General features: G+C 48.7%; 16 protein-coding genes and 4 pseudogenes. 5 read left to right on the top strand and 15 right to left on the bottom strand.

Annotation, left to right across the window (positions count from 1 at the left end):
- Positions 1-17: 17 nt before the first annotated feature.
- The 7 genes and pseudogenes from JCM10914_RS13950 to JCM10914_RS13925 form a co-directional block, all read right to left on the bottom strand.
- A pseudogene (locus JCM10914_RS13950) lies at positions 18-1,498 on the bottom strand (tripartite tricarboxylate transporter permease).
- 36 nt (positions 1,499-1,534) lie between these two features.
- Positions 1,535-1,981: a tripartite tricarboxylate transporter TctB family protein gene (locus JCM10914_RS13945; RefSeq protein WP_023961906.1), complete on the bottom strand. Its 447-nt coding sequence runs from the start codon at positions 1,979-1,981 to the stop codon at positions 1,535-1,537.
- Between the two features lie 67 nt (positions 1,982-2,048).
- Positions 2,049-2,839 (bottom strand): annotated as a pseudogene (locus JCM10914_RS13940) (tripartite tricarboxylate transporter substrate binding protein).
- Positions 2,840-3,046: 207 nt separating this feature from the next.
- The gene (locus JCM10914_RS13935) at positions 3,047-3,814 is read right to left on the bottom strand and encodes an IclR family transcriptional regulator (RefSeq protein ID WP_036718192.1); all 768 of its coding nucleotides are present in this window, start codon (positions 3,812-3,814) and stop codon (positions 3,047-3,049) included.
- A gap of 295 nt (positions 3,815-4,109) precedes the next feature.
- Positions 4,110-4,598: an aminoglycoside phosphotransferase family protein gene (locus tag JCM10914_RS31860; RefSeq protein ID WP_370570248.1), complete on the bottom strand. Its 489-nt coding sequence runs from the start codon at positions 4,596-4,598 to the stop codon at positions 4,110-4,112.
- Positions 4,583-5,014 (bottom strand): phosphotransferase family protein, encoded by a 432-nt coding sequence (locus tag JCM10914_RS31855; RefSeq protein WP_370570250.1) that lies wholly within the window; start codon positions 5,012-5,014, stop codon positions 4,583-4,585. Before JCM10914_RS31855 ends, JCM10914_RS31860 begins: the two co-directional genes overlap by 16 nt.
- Before the next feature lie 429 nt (positions 5,015-5,443).
- Entirely contained in the window at positions 5,444-6,271 is an 828-nt protein-coding gene (locus JCM10914_RS13925) for an AraC family transcriptional regulator (protein ID WP_023961893.1), read from the bottom strand.
- A 117-nt stretch (positions 6,272-6,388) separates the two neighbouring features.
- Between JCM10914_RS13925 and JCM10914_RS13920 the strand changes: the two genes are divergently transcribed.
- On the top strand, positions 6,389-7,738 hold the full coding sequence (locus tag JCM10914_RS13920) for an alpha-L-fucosidase (protein WP_023961891.1): 1,350 nt from the start codon (positions 6,389-6,391) through the stop codon (positions 7,736-7,738).
- 356 nt (positions 7,739-8,094) lie between these two features.
- On the opposite strand, the gene JCM10914_RS13915 is transcribed toward JCM10914_RS13920, so the two are convergent.
- The 4 genes from JCM10914_RS13915 to JCM10914_RS13900 all read right to left on the bottom strand — a co-directional run bounded on the left by JCM10914_RS13915 (position 8,095) and on the right by JCM10914_RS13900 (position 11,897).
- A complete protein-coding gene (locus tag JCM10914_RS13915; protein WP_023961889.1) occupies positions 8,095-8,454 on the bottom strand; it encodes a VOC family protein in 360 nt (119 codons plus the stop codon).
- A gap of 200 nt (positions 8,455-8,654) precedes the next feature.
- Positions 8,655-9,488, bottom strand: a complete 834-nt coding sequence (locus JCM10914_RS13910; RefSeq protein WP_023961886.1) for a carbohydrate ABC transporter permease — start codon at positions 9,486-9,488, stop codon at positions 8,655-8,657.
- 22 nt (positions 9,489-9,510) lie between these two features.
- A complete protein-coding gene (locus tag JCM10914_RS13905) occupies positions 9,511-10,401 on the bottom strand; it encodes a carbohydrate ABC transporter permease (protein WP_023961884.1) in 891 nt (296 codons plus the stop codon).
- A 98-nt stretch (positions 10,402-10,499) separates the two neighbouring features.
- Positions 10,500-11,897 (bottom strand): ABC transporter substrate-binding protein, encoded by a 1,398-nt coding sequence (locus JCM10914_RS13900; RefSeq protein ID WP_023961882.1) that lies wholly within the window; start codon positions 11,895-11,897, stop codon positions 10,500-10,502.
- A gap of 243 nt (positions 11,898-12,140) precedes the next feature.
- On the opposite strand from JCM10914_RS13900, the gene JCM10914_RS13895 reads away from it, so the two are divergent.
- Entirely contained in the window at positions 12,141-12,623 is a 483-nt protein-coding gene (locus tag JCM10914_RS13895) for a DUF1772 domain-containing protein (protein WP_023961879.1), read from the top strand.
- An 8-nt stretch (positions 12,624-12,631) separates the two neighbouring features.
- On the opposite strand, the gene JCM10914_RS13890 is transcribed toward JCM10914_RS13895, so the two are convergent.
- Positions 12,632-13,396 (bottom strand): MerR family transcriptional regulator, encoded by a 765-nt coding sequence (locus JCM10914_RS13890; protein ID WP_052019785.1) that lies wholly within the window; start codon positions 13,394-13,396, stop codon positions 12,632-12,634.
- Between the two features lie 134 nt (positions 13,397-13,530).
- On the opposite strand from JCM10914_RS13890, the gene JCM10914_RS13885 reads away from it, so the two are divergent.
- Both JCM10914_RS13885 and JCM10914_RS13880 read left to right on the top strand, forming a co-directional pair.
- The gene (locus tag JCM10914_RS13885) at positions 13,531-14,400 is read left to right on the top strand and encodes an Hsp33 family molecular chaperone HslO (protein WP_023961876.1); all 870 of its coding nucleotides are present in this window, start codon (positions 13,531-13,533) and stop codon (positions 14,398-14,400) included.
- Between the two features lie 69 nt (positions 14,401-14,469).
- The gene (locus JCM10914_RS13880) at positions 14,470-15,159 is read left to right on the top strand and encodes a G1 family glutamic endopeptidase (protein WP_036718189.1); all 690 of its coding nucleotides are present in this window, start codon (positions 14,470-14,472) and stop codon (positions 15,157-15,159) included.
- Positions 15,160-15,254: 95 nt separating this feature from the next.
- Here the strand turns inward: JCM10914_RS13880 and JCM10914_RS13875 are convergent, their stop codons facing one another.
- Together JCM10914_RS13875 and JCM10914_RS13870 are read right to left on the bottom strand one after the other, a co-directional pair.
- Positions 15,255-16,484 (bottom strand): amidohydrolase, encoded by a 1,230-nt coding sequence (locus JCM10914_RS13875; protein WP_023961875.1) that lies wholly within the window; start codon positions 16,482-16,484, stop codon positions 15,255-15,257.
- Positions 16,481-17,176 carry an ankyrin repeat domain-containing protein gene (locus JCM10914_RS13870; RefSeq protein ID WP_023961874.1) on the bottom strand — a complete coding sequence of 232 codons (696 nt, stop codon included), beginning with the start codon at positions 17,174-17,176 and terminating at the stop codon, positions 16,481-16,483. Before JCM10914_RS13870 ends, JCM10914_RS13875 begins: the two co-directional genes overlap by 4 nt.
- Positions 17,177-17,302: 126 nt before the next feature.
- Between JCM10914_RS13870 and JCM10914_RS13865 the strand changes: the two are divergent.
- A pseudogene (locus tag JCM10914_RS13865) lies at positions 17,303-18,180 on the top strand (LysR family transcriptional regulator).
- 97 nt (positions 18,181-18,277) lie between these two features.
- Here JCM10914_RS13865 and JCM10914_RS31850 read toward each other — a convergent pair.
- Positions 18,278-19,932: pseudogene (locus JCM10914_RS31850) on the bottom strand (ABC transporter ATP-binding protein); the annotation flags it as partial.
- Positions 19,933-20,070: the final 138 nt, after the last annotated feature.

Raw genomic sequence — 20,070 nt, 5'->3', positions numbered from 1 at the left:
CCTGATGTAATGATTACTTATGCCGTCTCTATATTTTTCTTTTTCTTCCACTTACCCCAAACCAGCGGCAGGACAAGAGACAGGATTGATACGATAATAAATCCGAGTGCGATCGGTCTTTCAAGGAAGATGGTGTAGCTTCCTTCGGACATGACAAGCGAACGTCTGAATTCACTCTCAGCCATCGGCCCCAGAATAAGCGCCAACACGATTGGCGATGCCGGGAAACCGTATTTCTTCATGAAGTAGCCGATGATACCGGCAACGAGCATTGTAAACACATCGAAGAAGTTGTTGCTGATCGCATAAGCACCAACGGTTGAAAGAATCAAGATCAGTGGCGCGAGTATCTTTTTAGGAACCAATAAGATCTTGACGAACAACCGAATACCTGTGATCCCGAATATCGTCATCAGAATATTAGCAATAATCATCCTGCGAATAGGGTGTACACAAGCTCGGCGCTGTTCGTGAACAACTGCGGCCCCGGCTGAATGCCTTGAACCACAAGCGCTCCCAGCATAATCGCCGTAACGGCATCACCTGGTATGCCCAGCGTCAGCAGCGGGATCATGGAGCCCCCTGTCACGCCGTTATTGGCAGCTTCAGCAGAGACAATTCCTTTCGGATTACCCTTACCAAAGGTTTTCTTATCTTCTTTACTAGCGAAGCGTCTGCCTTCGTTATAGGATACGAAAGCGGCAATATCTGCTCCCGCACCCGGTATGATACCAATGAAAGTTCCGATAAAACCTGAGCGGATCATGGAAATCCAGACCTTCTTAAATTCATTCCATTTAGGCAGTACATAGTTCGCGACAATCTTCTTGATTTTGTCTCCTCCGCTGAGCTCCTCCTCCATAATGACGAGCGCTTCAGAGACTGCAAACAGACCGATCATAACCGGGATGAAGGATAATCCGTTTAACAAGGAAAGTTGATCGAACGTGAACCGCGGATAACTTGTCATCGGGTCCATCCCCACCGTAGAGATCAGAATCCCGAATACACCTGCGATTAGTCCTTTAATAACGGATCCACCCGAGATACTCGAGATGATACTGAGACCGAACAAGGCGAGACCAAACATTTCAGGCGCACTGAAATTGAGTGCAACACTGGCTAGCTGCGGCGCAATCAGAATCAGCATAATGACACTGATGGTTCCGCCCACGCCGGATGCTACTGCAGCATATCCCAACGCTTTTCCTGCTTTTCCTTGCTTGGTCATCGCATACCCATCAAGCGTGGAGGCGGCGGAGGCGGGCGTACCCGGGGTGTTTAGCAGAATCGCCGCAATCGAGCCCCCGAAGATGGATCCGAAATATATCCCAACCAAGAGCAATATCCCGCTAACGGCTTCCATGCCGAATGTGACAGGCAGAAACAGCGCAACCCCCATCGTAGCCGTCAGGCCAGGAAGGGCTCCGATTATAATTCCGAGAAGAACGCCACCGATCAGAAGTATGATAACTTCCGGCTGAAATACATGCCCCATCCCTTGAATCAATGCATCCATAGACTAAGCCCTCCTTTAATACAAAATACCGTGCGGAATCGGAACGCTCAGTAGGTATTCAAATACATACGTTATTCCCGCACTGATCAAGACGGATACGATAACCAGCGTTGTCCACTTCCGGATTCCCATGAGAAACATCCAAGCGGCGGCGAATAATGCGGATGAAATTGAGAATCCCAGCCATTGCACTAGAATGATGTATACAACCATCACAACGGCTCCAATGATGAACAACACAATATTATTTTTTCCAGATAAACCGTAAATCTCTTCTTCCTGCTCTTCCTTCTTGAAGATTAGAAAAATGGACAACACGGCCAGAATGCCGGCAGCTAATTTAGGAATGTAATCCGGTCCGGGTCCCAGACCGTTCGATGCTGGGAATGCATTCGCGCTTAACCAAGCGTATATAGAAAAAACCAACAAACCAAACCCGATCACCCGGTTTGCCATTGTCATAGCTGCACCTCCTCATAATTTCGTAAAGGGCTGGTATGCACCAGCCCTTTACTGGAAGATCTATCGCTTAGTTCAACTTCAAGGTAGGTACCAGCTCTGCAAACAACTGATCCTGTCCTTCCATTAGATTCATGAAGCCTTCGCCGTTCTCATAACGGTAGCCAAGGTTCATCTTTTGGATCTGCTCTTTAAACTTATCGCTTTGGATCGTCTTTCCAAAAGATTCCTCCAGAATAGCAGCTACTTCTTCCGGAGTATCCTTTGGAACAGCCAGTCCACGCCAAGTACCAATGGAGAGCTCAATACCGGATTCTTTCAGCGTTGGTACTTCTGGCAGGGACTCTACACGCTCATCAGCCATTACACCTAATACTTTCAGTTCCCCTGCTTGTACTTGGTTCACGACTTCAGCAGGACTAACAGAAACCGCATCAACATGTCCACCCATAAGGCAGTTACGGCTGGAGCAGCTCCTTCAAATGGAACATGGTTAAACTGTGCGCCGGTTTCATTCTCAAACGCTGCAGCTGCCATATGCCAGATGGCACCTGTGCCTGAATTACCAACTTTCAATCTTTTTTCCTTGGTAGCTTCAATAAATTCCTCCACTGTATTCCATGGAGCATCTGCTTTGACGGTGATGGCTGCTGAGTCTTCATTCAACAATGCAATCGGTTTGAAATCAGTATGCGAGAATTGTGCAAGACCTGTATGTGGCAAAGACAATAATTCAACCGTTACCATCGTTACTTTGTAACCGTCTGCTTTCGCTTTGGCACCGTTTTGCATACCGACGGCTCCACCGCCGCCTTCCAAATTCACTACCGCAACGGCTTGACCAAGATCTTCTCTTGCCATATCTGCAAATTGACGAGCTACGGTATCTGTACCGCCACCAACAGCGTAAGGAACGATAAGTTCAACTGGTTTGGTTGGGAAGTTGGTTCCTGCGTTTTCACCCGACCCATTGGATGCGCCGCCACCACATGCGCTTAATACAACAACCAATGAAAGAAGAAGAATACTCAGTTTGAATTTTTTCATGTTGGTTAAAACCCCTTTTGTTTACTCGTTTATTTTGTTCGGATTGTAGCCCATCTTAACGGATACGGCTTGAGCCGTTTCTTTGATCCTCGGTATATATTCACTCAGAATGTCATCTGACATGCGCGTAATCGGACCTGTAATACTAATGGCGTACCTTGCTCTCTGTGTGTGATCGAAGATGGGAGCTGCCACGCAGCGTATCCCTCGTTCGTGTTCTTCATTATCGTAAGCGAATTGATTCGTACGAATCGTTTGAAGTTCTTGCTTCAAGTCCTCTAGTGTGGTGAACGTAAACTCTGTAAATTGCTGCATCGTTACGCCCGACAGCAGCCTCTCGACTTCTTCATCAGCCAAATGGGCGAGAATGGCTTTACCTACTCCGGTGCAATAAAGCGGTCCCCTCTTTCCGATCTGGGAATAAATTCGGATCGTGGAAGTATTCTCAACTTTATCGATGTACAGAACTTCATTCCCTTCCAGCATCACAAGGTGAACGATTTCTCCGGTATCCCGGCTTAGTCTTTCAATCCATGGTCTGGCTATATCTACAATCTCTAGGTTCTCGGTAACAACCTCAGCCATTTGAATAAACTTCAATCCCAAACTATAAATGCTATCCTTGCCTGACTTTTGAACATAATCATGTTCTTCAAGCGACATTAACAACCGATGCGCGGTGCTCTTAGCAACATCCAACTTATGCGCTATTTCTGTAACACCCAATCCCCGAGGGTTTGATTTTAGGAATTCAAGTATTTCCAATGCTCTGGTTACCGACTGGATCAATATATTATCCCCCCTTCAAACGTTCCGTATTACGGAACGGCATTCCTTAATGTGATACTGCTATTATATAAACAATCTGAAAACGCTGTCAACGAACTTTTACTTGAAATAAATACCATCCTTAAAGAAATAATGCCCTGGCACCCCTCATTCAATTCCTAATTAAACGAAATAAAACCAAGCGAATCCCCATGACGTAAGCATTAAGCTAGGTCAGGAAGGCTTGGTTTTTAACTAGTATTATCGTAGCTGTCTGGATCGGATATTCGATTTCTCCTAGTTTATTATCAATTGTTCAATCCGTTACCGGTTGGTACCAATTGGGGATACAGCTACGGAAACCATCATACCACCCCAGGACCTCACGAGCGCGCTCCAGCATCCCTTGGACCTCTTGATCACCGAATGGAATTGCCCAATGAATTGATGAAATCTGATTGCTTGCGATGTACAGTGCCATTAATCTAAAGAACGATTCCGGTACCTCTTCTCCGTTGAAATATCCGTGAATTCGACCAGAAGCGAAGGATGGACTCAGCCCCGCATCCCATGTAATACGGTTAAATTCTTCCCATGGATCTCCGTAATCGCCACGGTTGAAATCAATAACGCCCAGTTGGCCAACCGATGACACAACCAAATTGCCAACATGATAATCCCCATGTTGAAAGGTGCGCGGTCTCGATTTTAGTAAGTACCTGTAATCCTCCATGTACTGAATCATCAGTTCTGCACCCTTAAGTTCAATTCCACATGCCTTGTAATTTCTTATGTACTTGTCCATTTTGGCTTCATAGTGATCTGACCATGGCTCAGACCTGACGGAGCAGGAATCTCATGCATAGCTCTTAACGATTGGCCTGCTTGAATGCCTAATTGGTATTGGTCCTTTTGGTTTAATGAAGGAAGCACATCTCGTATATCCTCCCCGTGAACCCATGAGAGCAATGTATAGACCTGCTCACCAGCATCGCATACACCGAAAGCAACCGGCCTCGGAATTCGCAGCTTGTTGGCGTCCAGTTGCTTCATGTGCTCGAACTCCCATTGCTTCCGCTCATGCTGCGATATATCAGATAATCTTAACAGCCACTCATTGTGCTCGGTATCCTGTACATAATACTTGCGATCCCTAGACCACCCCTTGTTCAACTCCTTAATGGTTATCCAGCCATCAGAACCCGGAATATTTCGTATCATTTCACGCAAATCTCTCACTCCTTTACAATGACTGACCGTAGTTGTCAGTGATTCATCCATATACTTAGTCTAAGAGAGCGGTTTATCCCATTATAAAGCGAGGTCATTTACATGTTCATTAAAATTGATGATTTTGCCAGCGAGTGGACCAAAGAAGCCCAAATCACGGAACGAGCTTCCATATGGCAAAGCATTGACCATCCTTGAACCTGAGCGGCTGATTACAAGACTGTCACAAGTAGCTCAAGATATGGCCGAGCATTATGCTAAGATGCTGCTCAATCATCACATGAAGATTAAGGCGGGCTGCCTTGACCGTGTCATTCAAGACACTACAGGATGTCGGCAACCATGTGCTATGGCTAACGGACTCCAATGTTTAAGGCTACCCTGCCATTTATGCAGGGTAGCCTAATATTTGCTTCCGATCTAAATATTGTTACGGTACTCCGACGGACTGTATCCGACTTCTTTACGGAACGTCTTGGAGAAATAATTAGCCGATTCGAAGCCGGTAGCGTCGGCGATTTCCTTGATACTGGACTGCGTCGTCCTCAGGAGCAGTTTCGCTCGCTCCATCCGCTTGAAGCTTAGATATTTTTGCGGCGTGATGCCGAAATGCCGCTTGAAATACTTAATGAAATAGTTCGGATGCAGATGTACCGTGCCTGCTAGTTGTTCCAGTGTGATCTCTTCGTGCAAATGATCTTTAATATACTGCTGTACAATATGAAGTCTGCCCATGTCCTCTTTTTTATCCGAATGGATCTGGGGCTCGCTATCATCCAAAATACGAGACAAAATATCCAGCATAATCGACTTCTCTCTCAGCCGTGCAGCCAGCGAATTCGTGTGATGAGTATCTACCAGCTCTTGAAAGAGTTTCGTCATAGCATCCGTATCAGCAATAGTGTAGCAGCAGGGAACATCCAGCCATGCAAACACATCCGTATCGCCTACCGTGGCCGAGAAATGAGACCAATACTTAAGGTACGGTCGGTTGCTAATGACGGAATAGGACTGCTTCGTACGAGCCGGCATCAGGATCAACTGCCCCGGCGTCGGATACCATTCCACGTCCCCGATCTTCAGCCATCCTTCTCCATCCAGAATAAAATAGAGTTTGTTGTATGATAGCGTATAATCGAATTCCTTCCAGTCCAACCAGCATTGCGTCTTCTCCGCCTCATAGATCTGAACCCCTACATTCAAGAGCATCTGCTGGATCGCTTCGTATTCACTCGCTTCATTCTTCATGTTCATATCCTCAAAAGTTATTATTATACCCGTCAGAGTTAAGTAATTATCTATTCATACTATCATATTCTTGCTAAAATCAAACTCGACAATTCCATAAACCGGAGGTTTGAATCCATGACGAATACTAATATTTCTACCCATCCAGTCATCCAAGAACGCACGGAGCGCGTCAAGTGGTTCCAGAAGGATCGGTTCGGCATGTTTATTCATTGGGGACTCTATTCCATCCCCGCACGGGGTGAATGGCTCCGCAGCTCGGAGAAGATGAGCATCGAAGACTACCAAACCTATTTTGATGAGTTTGATCCTGTGGATTATAATCCCCGGGAATGGGCGAAAGCTGCCAAGAAAGCAGGCATGAAATATGCGGTGTTGACAGCCAAGCATCATGACGGCTTCTGTTTATACGATAGCAAGCTAACCGAATATAAATCTACGAATACGAAAGCAGGACGAGATCTTGTCCAAGAATTTCTCGACGCTTTCCGTGAAGAAGGCCTGAAGGTCGGCCTCTATTTCTCACTGATCGATTGGCATCACGAAGATTATCCAGCGTACGGTGACCGTATCCATCCGATGAGAGAGAACGAGGATTTTAAACGCGATCCGGCGAACTTCGACCGTTATCTGGACTATATGCACGGTCAAGTGCGCGAACTGCTGACAGGCTATGGCAAGCTGGACATCATGTGGTTCGACTTCTCCTACGATACGATGAAAAACGAAGTGTGGCGCGCAACCGAGCTCATGACAATGATTCGCGAGATTCAGCCGCACATCATCATCGATAACCGCCTGGAAGGTAGCGGCGAGAGCGGCGGTAGCATATATACAACCGATCCGTCCGTATATAGCGGAGACTTCGCATCGCCTGAACAGATCATTCCGCCTCACGGTGTAGTGGATGAGACCGGCGCTCCGATCCCATGGGAAGCATGTATCACCCTGAACAACAACTGGGGCTACGCTGCCGCCGACCGAAATTATAAATTGCCCACGACCATTATCCGCAAGCTGGTGGAATGCGTAAGCAAGAACGGCAATATGCTGCTGAACGTCGGTCCGGACGCGAAAGGCTCCATTCCGCGCGAGAGCCTGGAGATTCTGGAGGAGATCGGCGATTGGATGAGCAAGAACAGCGACAGCATCTATGGCTGCGCGGCGGCAGACTTTCCGAAGCCGGAATGGGGACGCTATACGCAAAAAGGCAATAAACTATACGCCCATGTCTTCGAGGAATCGATCGGTCCGATCAACCTGATCGGCATGGCTGGCAAGGTGAAGAAAGCCCGCTTGTTATCCGACGGTTACGAACTGTTCCTCAGTCGACCGTGGAGCGCCGCGGAATTCGTGGAAGACGCATTCGTAAACTTTGCGAGGCCCGAACACTTCACATTCCCGCTCCCGGACAAGCGCAATACGGTGATTGAGCTGGAGCTGTACAGCGAGAATGATCCATCCTAACAGGGCTTAAAAACATGAGAGCGGTGCCGGGAAATGGTTTCGGCACCGCTTGTTCGACTTGTGGACGGATCAATAACGATATCCCAAATCCTCCAAATCATGTTCTCCCGCTCGATCAATGTCCGAAAAAATACATACTCTATCCGTGTTACACAAAAAAGATGCGTAAGTGCAGGCATTTTCATCCGCACCCGCCTCTCCAGCAGAAAAGGTTGCAAATATGCAGGCATTTGACGCTCATTGGTCCGATTCGCTCTGACATGAGCCAAAAGCCTGCACATTTGCAGGTTTTTGACCAATATTTCAGCGTTATCCCGGAAATACCTGCATCTTTGCAGGAATTCTTCTAAGGGAATCTACTGGAGCGAATGATGAACCAAGATATTGACTAATTTGCCGTACGGGTCCCTGACAAAAAACCGCCGGACTCCCCAAGGCTCGTCAACAGGTCCATATTCGATGGTGAAGCCCGCCCCCTTCATGTCATCCAACACTGACTCTAAATCATCCACCTCGATCGACAAGTCCGGCACGGGAGTGCCGCCGCCTCCCTCCGAAGCAAAGCTGAGTTGAACGCTCATCATTTCCTGCGACCCGTAGGTCGCAATCCAGCCAAGATCCATTAGCAAATCCAGGCCTAACACCTCTTGGTAGAACCTCTTGGCAGCCGCGATTTCCTTCGTATCAATATTAGCAACAATTCGTTTGACCCTCATGTTCTCCCTCCAAACTCTCAACGCTGAGATATGACTGCAACTACGAAATAACCTTCTAGGTGACGCCATGCCTAAAACATAACAAATCCTCCCAATTAAATATAGACTCGCTGATGGCAGATTCTCCAAAACATAAAAAAACGGCATTTCTGCCGTTTTCATCAATATACGCGTAAGCGCCCTGCATTTAATCATTCAACCTAACCCTTCGTCCCACCTTGCAGTCCGAAGCCCTTGGACATAAACTGCTGCGATAGAATATACAGGATGATAGCCGGTATCGCATATAAGACCGAAAAGGCGGCCAGACTTCCGTAATCCACCATTCCGTATTGGCCAAAGAACTGGTACAGCTTGAGTGAAGCCGGAAACTTCTCCGGAGATTGAAGCAGAATGTAGGGTACAAAGAAATTGCCCCAACTGCCCGAGAAGGTAAAGATCGCCACGGTACATATGCCGGGCACCATCAGCGGAGCGACTACCTTACGCATGCCGGTAAATACCGATGCACCGTCCACCCACGCCGCTTCCTCCAGATCGCTTGGTACAGAGTCCATGAAATTCTTCATCATCCAAATACCGTACGGCATCGATGACGCAACGTAGAACAGGATTACGCCGATAATGCTATCGTACAGCTTCAGGCCGAGAAACAGTTGATACACCGGTACCATAACGGCCGTAATCGGCAGCGAGGTCATAAACAAAATCGTCAGCATGAACGGTTTCTTGTATTTCATTTGGTAACGGGATAGCGGGTATGCGGCAAGCAGTCCCAGCATGACAACCAACACAGCCTGCCCCAGCGACATCACCAGCCCGATCAAGTAAGCTCGCTGATTTTCTTTACTCGTGAGAACCTCGATGTAATTCGCCCCGGTAAAACGGCTTGGCATCTTTAAGGATTGCATGGCATTGGGATCAACCGAAGCTACCAGCACCCATAACAGTGGCAATATGAAACAGATACCGATACCTGCGAGTATGGAATAGGGGAGAATCCGATAGATTAACTTCCGTTGTTTGGCATTCATATGAGTTCACCTCTGGTTACAGTTACTCTTTCATTGAGCGAATGTAGAGCAGGCTTAATACAATCCCGATCAAGAGCAGCAAGAGCGATATCGCCGTGCCGTATCCAAGCTGGTAATTAACGAATGCTTGATTATACATGAAAATCGGCAGGGTCGTTGTCGAGTTCCCGGGGCCGCCGCCGGTCATGGCATAGATAAGACCGAATACCCCCAGCGTCTGCAGCGTTACGAGCATCATATTGGTGGTGATCGTACCCTTGATGTACGGAATAATAATGCGGGTGAATATTTTCCACTTGGACGCTCCGTCCACGACCGCCGCTTCCTCAATTTCATTGGGGACATCGTCTAATGCAGCCTGAAACACGAGCATGGAGAACGCCGTGCCATGCCAGATGTTCGCCAGAATGATCGTCAGCATCGGTACGGTAAACAGCCACGTCACTTCCGAGAATCCAAAGAACGTTATGATGGCGTTCAGCGTCCCGTCATCGCCAAAAAAACTGTACAGGCAAAGTGCGCATACGATCTCAGGCGTCACCCATCCCGCGAGCACAATCGTTCCAATGACGCGGCGAAAGGTTTTGTTGCGCTGCTTCATGAGCAGTGCGATCAGAAATCCAAGCACCTGCTGTCCAATGACCGCGGAACCGATGAGAAAGACCAAGGTGTTCCAGATGCTGATCCTCACGGTAGGATCCTGGAACATCCGCGTATAATTATCGAACCCGACGAATTTAAGCTCCCTGGCTGCTTCCCCGGTCAGTGCTAAATTCGTAAACGAATAGAAAAAGGTTAACAGGATCGGATAAATGAAAAAAATCAGCATAATCACAATGGATGGCAATAAAAAGAAAAGCCATGTGTACGATTTTCTTCGCTTGTCAACCCTGTCCAATGTCAGACTGCTCATGACCGTTCTCCTTCCTTGCAGAAGATCTGAATTCAAGTCTGCCCAAGCCACCCGGTATTCGCGGGGACTTGGGCAGACTGGATAAGGCTAACCGTGGTTTACTTCTCTACGATGTTCTCCGCACCGACAATTCGCGTCACATCCTGGGCATACTTGTTCATCGCATCCGCCGGAGATGTTCCCGTTGCCACTGACTCGACCATCGTCTGGATTTGCGTGGAAACCTCAGGATACTTCTCCTGAGAAGGACGAAATTCGGCGTTTTGCAAATATTCGGTCGAAATCTCCTTGAACGGCATGCTCGTATATTCCGGATCTTTTCCTACGTCCGCACGAACGGTAATGCTGCCTGAATACATAATGAGTTTCTGTGTATTTTCCTTGTTCAACGCGTATTTAATAAATTCCCATGCCTCATCTTTGTTCTTGGAGTTGCTGGGAATGGATAGCGCCCAGCCTCCGGCAAGGGTAATGGAACCAGGCGCTTGCCCTTGACTGGTCGGCATCGGCGCTAATCCCAGCACGTCCTTGTATTCCGGCCACGGCGAAGCACCCGTCTCTAGATAGTTGCTTGTGATCCAGGAGCCGTCAAGTTGAATGGCCAGTTTGCCTTGCGGCATATACTCCCGTGAAGCCGTATTGCCAGCCTGCCCGTTCAATACTTTGGACAGCGGCGGTCCCAGCTTCTCTTTGTTCACCGTCTCCACAAAGCTTAAAGCATCCAGAATTCCCTGGCTCTTCGTGATCCATTTGCCGCTGGCATCATCATACAACCGTTCACCGGTTCCATAGAGCAGCATTTCATACGTCTGCATGGACGTAGCTTCACCCGTCGCCTTGCCCATGTTCATCCAGATCGGCACAACGTCCGGCGCCTTTTCCTTAATCGTACGGGCGGCATTCAGTACGTCATCCCATGTCTGCGGCTGCCACTCCTCGGGAAGGCCGGCTTGCTTGAAGATTTCCTTGTTATACCAGAGTCCCCTGGAATCTGTATTATACGGCACGCCATACACTTTGCCGTCGCTGGCAGTGACCCCTTTCTTCAACGCCTCGATGAACGATCCGTTGCTCCAATCCTCCCAACCGGCAAGCTTATCGTCCAGCGGCTCCAGAAAGCCTGCACTGGCATCCGAATTGAGAATGAACGTGTCCTCCGTTACGATATCTGGCGCGGTATCCTTCGATTTAAGTGCAAGCGCAATTTTGGCAAAGTAATCACCTTCAGAAGCCTGAATCGGCGCCGGCCTGATCTCTACGCTCTTATCCGGATAGCTCGCGGATAGTTCCTTGATCCATTTATAGATCGCCCCATTCTCGCCAATCCCATCATCGCGGAACGTGACGTTGATAATCTTCTTCTCCGTCGTCTCTCCACCACCATTGCCCGCACCGCCGGATTCAGGAGTCGTCTTGCCTCCCGTACAACCAAACAACAAGGACAGACTCAATACTGCCGTTGCAACTAGCCAAAAACCTCTCTTGCCTGACTTCATACTTTCCCCTCCCTTTTGGCTGCAAAAAGATCTGGAATCTCGCTTCCATAATTTGTATACGCTTACGAGCGTGTATACCTCATCTCTATTTCCGAAATAGCCTGGATATTCTATCTTTTTGAACGACGCAAAGAAGATTCCCGGCTGACACATCCAGGAAAATTCTCGGTTTACATTTGATGGTTATTGGTATATATTTATATTTGTATGTACAAACAATTATCATGAAACGGATGTGTTAGGATGAATGAACGAATCTTGATGATTCTTACCTTATGGTCAGCCGTTGGCGCCGGCCTCATTGCCGGGCTGTTCTTCGCGTTCTCCACCTTCATAATGACCGCCTTGTCTCGAATCCCTAATGAACACGGCATGAGTACGATGCAATCAATTAATACGAACATCCTTACTCCTGTATTCGGACTGCTCTTCATGGGAACAGCCCTAACCAGCATCGTACTGACCATCGTCTCCTTCATGCGCTGGGGAATGCCTGGTTCCGGTTATTTGCTGGCCGCTTGCCTGCTCTATCTTGGAGGCGTCATCGTGACCATGGCTTTCAACATACCGCTAAACGACGCCCTAGCGGCAGCAGAGCCCGGCAGCGACGCCGGCAACCGGGTATGGAAGACCTATCTTGTCACATGGACCGCTTGGAATCATGTCCGAACTTTTTGTTCGGTCGCATCCCTTATCTTGTTTATCCTAGCGATACGCGAACTGTGACACTTTGCCTATTCTCCCGTGATGACAGCCACCGCTTGTCTGATATATCGATATAGGTCTCCGTCCATTCCATAAGCAAGAGCTTCGTCCGGATGCTGAGCATAGTATTGCTCAGCAGACTGGATGAACGCCTGGTCTGCATGACGCATGGATAACATGGTGTGGTACCATGCTTTGGCCAAGTCTTGGACCACAGGATCGTCGACCGCTATTCCCTTCAGATGCGAAACTCGAAATTGCGTGATTAGCTTCTCCCCCGCTTCCTTCTGCTCTTCCATATCACGGGGTAACAGCTCCTTGATAAGCTCCTTCAGTTCCTTCCCCTGCTCCGCGTGAAAATACCCGCTTTCTGCCATCTTCATATATTGAATGACCATCGTCAATCGCTCTCTCGAGACCAATTCGCCTGCATGAAGAAGATCATCTATCTCTGCGATACGGTTGCGCAGATCGTGCAGCATCCCGATCTGCTGATCCAATCGACCAAGCTGCGCATGCAGCATATCCCTCAACGAATCCTCCGGACGATCCAATGCAGTTCTGATCTCAGCGAGCGAGAAGCCCAGTTGCCGCAAGGTCATGATATCGCGCAGCTTCGCCACATCCGCTTCCGTATATAGTCGGTGCCCGGATTCGGTGGCTTCCGATGGCGTGAACAATCCAATCTGATCATAATGATGCAGCGTCCGCACCGTGACCCCCATGCGTGTGGCAAGTTCCCCAACCTTCCAGTGCTTCCTGATCGTAACCACGCCTCCCTCGCCTTTAGGCAAACTGTTCTTCTCATTATTAAAACGGATAGCACCCCATATAACAACCGAACCTAAGGCTGCCAAAAAAAGACTTGAACCTAACGCGGCGTCAGGAATTATACTTCTCCTACAAATAAGAAAGGAGCTTTCAATTAATGAAACAAACCAGCAATATTGTAATCAGAACGTTGGCGCTCAACAGCTCCGTTCGAGTATTTCTCGTGGATAACACTGCGCTGCTGCAAGAGATATGCAATTCCAGCGCACCTCTTGTTGTTAATACCGCATTGGGACGCGCCTTATCCGCTGCCAGCCTCATAACAGCTACTTTAAAAGATCGACAACGGCTCAGTATGAAAATCAAATTCAGCCATCCCGACCATTATCTATATATCGATGTAGACTCTAATGGTAACATACGCGGTTATATTAGTGACGAGTTGTTGTTTGAATCCAAGAACCGGAGAGACGGCAAACCTTACGGTTTAAACGAAATGATAGGTAAACATGGCAGCATTCGAATCATCAAGGATATCGGAATGTATGGCAATTTCACAGGGATCACCGATATGCCTTATCAGAATATAACTGATGACATTGCTTATTTTTATCAACAGAGCGAACAAACGCCAACCGCCTTCTACCATACGATCCAATTCAATGAACGTAACGAAATTTGCCGAAGCAAAGGAATAATGGCCCAGCCGCTGCCTGGAGCTCCTGCTTATTTAATGGATGACATTAGTAAGAGATATCATCAGCACGAGGACTGCTTCATCCATCACGGGCTTATGGAAAGTGCAACGACGATGTTCCCGGATATTAAGATTATGGACACCATCAAGATCCAGCATCACTGTGAATGCTCCAGAAATACGTTGTACCCGATGCTGTACTCCCTTAATAAAGACGAGCTTCTCTTGGCTATTTCGAATCAAGAAGCCATAGAACTGATGTGTCATACATGCGGGAGAAAATACAGATTCGATCACGTGGATATCATGAGGCTTGTGCAAACTTTCTAACAGAATACCCATACCTTCTCTACCGGTTCTTCATTAGATATACTATCAATCTAGTAAGGCGGTGGAGACATGGGGATATTTAAGGCAGCTCGATGGAATCATACATGCCAACTGGAAGCATCGGCCAAGCCGCGCCGCAATATTGGATGGGTCTCTAGCAATTGGAGTGGATACAGCGTTACAGGAAGCAAAGGGACTTTCAAACGAATTTCGGCCAAATGGAACGTACCACTCGTACGGCCAAGTCAAGGCTCGTCTTACTCCTCGGCTTGGATCGGAATCGATGGTTATGGCAACACCGACCTGATCCAAACCGGGACTGGCCATGATTATGTTGATGGAAAAGCCTATTATTACGCTTGGTGGGAGATCCTCCCAGCCTCCGTTACGGTTATTCCCTTGCCCGTTCATCCAGGCGATCGGATGCATGCCCTCATTGTCAGACGCAGCGGTTCCAAATGGTTAATCTGCTTGCGAAACACGACGCGGAACTGGACCTTTCGAACCGTGCAACGATATACCGGGCCACAAACCTCGGCGGAATGGATCGTTGAGGCACCTCAAATCAATGGAGAGCTTGCGCAGATGACTCGCTTATCTCCTGTCGTCTTTGCTTGCTGCCGCGTAAACGGTAGGAGTCCAAGATTAAAACCTTCGGATGGGGGAGTGATGATTCAGAACATGTTGATCACCTCGAGCCCCTCTAAACCGTACCGGGCCGGAGACCGCTTTGTTGTCAGAAGCGATTCTAATGAATAGCAGAGCATGCATGAATTCCTGAATGACGATGATCGACTTCAACGAAAAACAGCCGCCGCCCCCTTTTTAACAAAGTGGTGCTGCGGCTATTATTATTAGAGCGTACCGTAAACCGGGGTACCCTTATAGAGTACGACAGAGCGCTGCGATCTTCTCGCTACGGCTTCCGCAGAGCAGCTCGCTTTCACAAGAAGCGCATTGGCTGCATCCCCTACCTGCGGCCATGCGTACTGACCATCCGGGTCTAACGGCGTAATTCCACCGGTGACGTACCCTAGCGTCTGACCGAGTGAACGTTCGTCCCACAGGTTGAAGCGTTCGGCTAGCGTTCCCACTTTATCGAGATTGTCCCCATTACCAAAAGGAGACCAGTGATCCGTGATACTATCCTGCCCAAGCGAGACGTTTACCCCGAGACGTTGCAACTGCGGAATCGGAATCGTTCGGCTAAGCGATAGAGAAGAAACCACCGAAATGCCCAAATGAGCTAAACGAGCCGCCACTTCTTCCACTTCACTTGATGAGACATCGGCGAAGGTAAAAGCATGGCTGAGTGCAACCCTGCCCTGCCAACCAGCTTCTTCCGTAAGGTCAGCCAGTCGTTTAACGGTGTTTAGACCGATATGGGACGGTTCGTGTAAATGGATATCAATGCCGGCATTTCCCTCGACGGCCAACTCCATAGTCGCGTTCAGTGATTTCTCCATGTTCTCGTCCACCGTAGCGGGATCCAGCCCACCTACAATGGTCGCTCCATTTCGAAGCGCTTCCCTTACAAGCGAGACGGATTGGCTGCGAAGCAATCCGTGTTGGGGAAAGGCAACCAGCTCGACGTAAGCTTTCTCCCGGTACGCTTCAACCACCTGCAGCGTCGCCTCCAGATTTTGAAGCCCGATAACCGGATCCACATTGCAATGGGCTCGAATATGAGTGGAACCGTATCGGATTAACAACTCCATCAGACCTTCAGCTCTTTGCTTGGCGGTGGGAAGAAGCTGCGGTAGCAGTTTCTGCTCCTCCTCGATTCGACTGAAGATCCCGTTCGACATTCGAACAGGTGCTTTCCATGGCCCCCCATAGTAGGTTTTATCCAGATGAATATGCATATCTCGAAGCGAAGGCAGCAGCAGATCTCCTTGTGCATCCCGCGTGGGCAATGTTGTATCCGGAGCGTCGTCTGCCGCGCGTATCTCGGCGAATACTCCATTCTCTATTCTCACATGAAACAGACCCGTCTCGGTTCCGGTGACGATCCCGTCATCGAAGCGGTAACTTGTCTCGAGACGAACATTCAGCAGCCAATATGAAAACAGGGATTGATTCATGATGTTATACCTTCATCGGCAGCCGCCAATAACATCCGTTCGATTTCCTTATAACCGCGCGCCTTGGCATGCTGCAAAGGAGTCACGCCTTCTCCATCCGCAAGATGAACATCCGCACCATGATCCAATAACAGCTTCACGATTCGCTGATGGTTCTCCCCGCCGTCGCCAAGAATAATCGCTTCCAGCAACGCGGTCCAGTTCAGATTATTAATATGATTGACATCGACATCCGTTCGGGTTAACAGTTCTTCCACGATGTCTACATGGCCGCGATCAGCAGCCGGGATCAAAGCCGTACCCCCATAACGATTCGTTAGCGTTACGTCTGCGCCGGCATCAATGGCCAGTCTCAAAATCTCAGGTAGTCCTTCGGCACCCGCATATAAAAACACATTATTCAAGTTATCGTCACGAAGGTTGATATCGGCACCGGCCTCAATCAGCGCCGCTACCGTATCTGCATGTTGCTCATAAGTAGCTGCCATGACGGCCGTTCTTCCCCGTTCATCTGTTGCATTGATATCAGCTCCCGATTGAAGAAGCCGTTTCACTTGTTCTGTATTTCCCTGTGCAGCGTATTCGATAAGTGGATGTTCCATTTGCTTCACCTCTTCATTGTGATTGGGACTGGAATTAGGCTGACATGCTGTCAAGAATACGAACAAAGCTAAAATGGTTAAACGAAACACGCGGGGCCTCCTTTACTTTCAATCGTGTATATTCGTATGCTAACATGAGAGCATATCATATGAAAAATACATAAAAAATTAATTTCACCAATGTTTTTCATATACATGGAGGTTAAGCTTAACATGCTGGATATTCGACAGTTGCGATATTTCATCGCGATCGTGGAGGAAGGAACCATTACACTCGCTGCCCATCGGCTTCATATCACGCAACCCCCGCTTAGCCAGCAACTGAAAGCAATGGAGGAGGAACTCGGTTCTCCCTTGGTCTACCGCAGAGGCAAGCGGCTGGAAATGACCGAATCCGGTAAGACGCTGTACAAATATGCCCTGCAGATGACCCAGCTCATGGATGAGGCCAAAGCCGAAGTACAGGAAGTTGGAAATGGCGACAAGGGGACGTTAAGTCTCGGCGTGAACACCCTTTCTTCGTTGGAGCTGCCATCCTGGCTTGCCGCATTTAGAGCAGCCTATCCTCATGTCACGTATAAAATCCAGCAAAACGAGTCGTTTCAGCTCTGCGGGCTCGTACGCAGCAGGAAGCTGGAATTAGCTATCGTCCGCCTGCCGCTGGAACTCGAGGATTTCTCGGTACTTCACTTGCAGACAGAGCCTTACTATATACTAACCTCCGATCAACAACTCGCTCGTAAACCAAGCATATCCCTGGTCGATATGAAGCCATATCCGCTAATTCTGCCCAGCACCGAGGCTTAGGCGTCCATTATACGATTCAGATGGCTTTCTCCGAACAAAATATGGAGCCGCATGTTGTAGCCGAATGCTCGGATATTACATTGCTGCTCCGATTGGTAGCTTCCCATTTCGGCGTGGCTATCGTTCCGGAGACGCTGGTCAAGCATCCCTTCTTGCCCGAACACATCCAGGCCATTCGCATTAAAGACATCCCAGCCACAGCGTCGACCGCCCTCATCTGGTTGAAGGATCAGCATATCTCCAGAACAGCCATCAACTTTATCAACCTGCTGACAAACACCCGATGAAAGCTTAAATACGGCACTGCCCCCCAAAAAAAGAGAACACAGCCGCAAGAGCTCTGTTCTCTGTCACTCGGAGATCGAATAATCCCGTCGTTCCGGGCTATCTCCCTCGATATAATGTACTCACCGCATCTTCTCGTACCTGCTTCTGGCCTTGAGAATGGAGATATAGCTCCTCATAATAGCCATGCGCGTCCAGCAATTGCTGATGTGTTCCCTGCTCGACGATCTGCCCCTTGCTCATCACGAGAATCCGATCCGCTCCCATGATCGTGGATAATCGATGAGCGATGACGAGTGTCGTCCGTCCTTGCGCAACCAGATGCAGCGCATCCTGTATCAGTTGCTCCGTATGCGAATCGAGATTGGCCGTTGCCTCATCCAGGATGAGGATTTTGGGCGCAAAGACGATGATTCTGGCGAAGGAGATCAGTTGTCGTTCTCCGGCGGACAACCCGCTGCCCCGCTCCGACAACCGGGTGTCATAGCCTTCCTTCATTCGCATAATGATCGAATCGGCGCCGATAAAGCGGCAGGCCTCGACCACCCGTTCCCTCGATATCGTCTCATCGAACAGCCGTACATTATCCAGCACGGTTCCGGAATACAAGTATGGCTCCTGCTGTACAAGACCAACCATCCGGTGCAGGTCAGACTGGGCCAGCGTTCTAATGTCATGTCCATCGATCTGAATGCTACCTTCGTTTACGTCATAGAAGCGGCATAGCAGACTGATCAGCGAGCTTTTACCAGCTCCTGTCGTACCGACAATGCCAATCATTTCACCCGCTTTGACATGTAGGTCCAAGCCCTTGATGACCGGATCGCCGCCTTCGTAACCGAAAGTGATCTGATTGAAATCGATTCGGCCTTCGACGCTGGCTTTAACGACCTCCACGGTTTGTGGTTGGTCCTGAATCTCAGGCTTGATGGCGAAGATTCCCCATACGCGATTAATCGCCACCGAAGCGGACTGCAAGGTATTCCATTGTTGCGTAATCGTATTGATCGGTTGGAAGAACATGCGAATATACGTGATAAATGCATACAACACGCCAAACTCCAAATCCGTACCGAGTACAGCTCGTCCGCCCAGCCATGTTACAAAGGCAATAGCCAGATTATTCAAGATTTCATAGGAACGGTTGAACAGCACGTTCGTTCGGATCTCCCGAATGTTAGCCTTGAAGTAGGAATCGTTCCGTTCATTAAACTGTTTCTCCTGCTCCTTCTGTTGATGAAACACTTGAATCAGGTTCATGCCCGCGAGATTCTCGCTACAAATGCCACCAACCGGGACAACCGCGTTCTGGCCATCTGGTAGGTGTGGCGCATATACCGCCGGAACGCAATCGCGATCCCTGCAATGATCGGCAGCAGAATCAGACAGTACAGTGTCAGGGTGACATCAAGCTGAAACATCATAAACAGGATGAACACCAAGGTGAAGCCATCCCGGAACAGGCTTAGCAGCACCTGATTGAAGAACTGATTGATCGCTTCCGTATCACTGGATACATGCGTAATCAGGCTCCCGCTCGGCACCTTATCAAAATAGGACATCGACAGCTTGGAGATATGAGCAAACAGCCGTTTGCGGATGCTCGCCACAATGCTTTGCCCCGCCTTTTGCAGCAGGTTGTTCTGCAGATAGGTAAACACCATACTGAGCAGCGACAGCATGAAGTAAATGCCGCATATGATCATCAATCCCCGGAAATCGTTCTTTCCGACCATCAGATTATCATCGATCGCAATCTTCATTAGATACGGCTGCAGAAGCTCCGCCGATATGGCAATCAAGGTACATCCGATAAACCCGGCAAAAGTCAGCCGATGCTCCTTCATATAACCGGACAGCGCCTTGAATGTGGATATATTGGGCTTCGGCTG

It is taken from the genome of Paenibacillus sp. JCM 10914 (assembly GCF_001315105.1).
In the GTDB taxonomy this organism is placed as follows: Bacteria; Bacillota; Bacilli; order Paenibacillales; family Paenibacillaceae; genus Paenibacillus_AQ.
The sequence above is the reverse complement of the archived record's forward strand: the minus strand, read 5'-3'. Positions and strand labels throughout refer to the sequence as shown.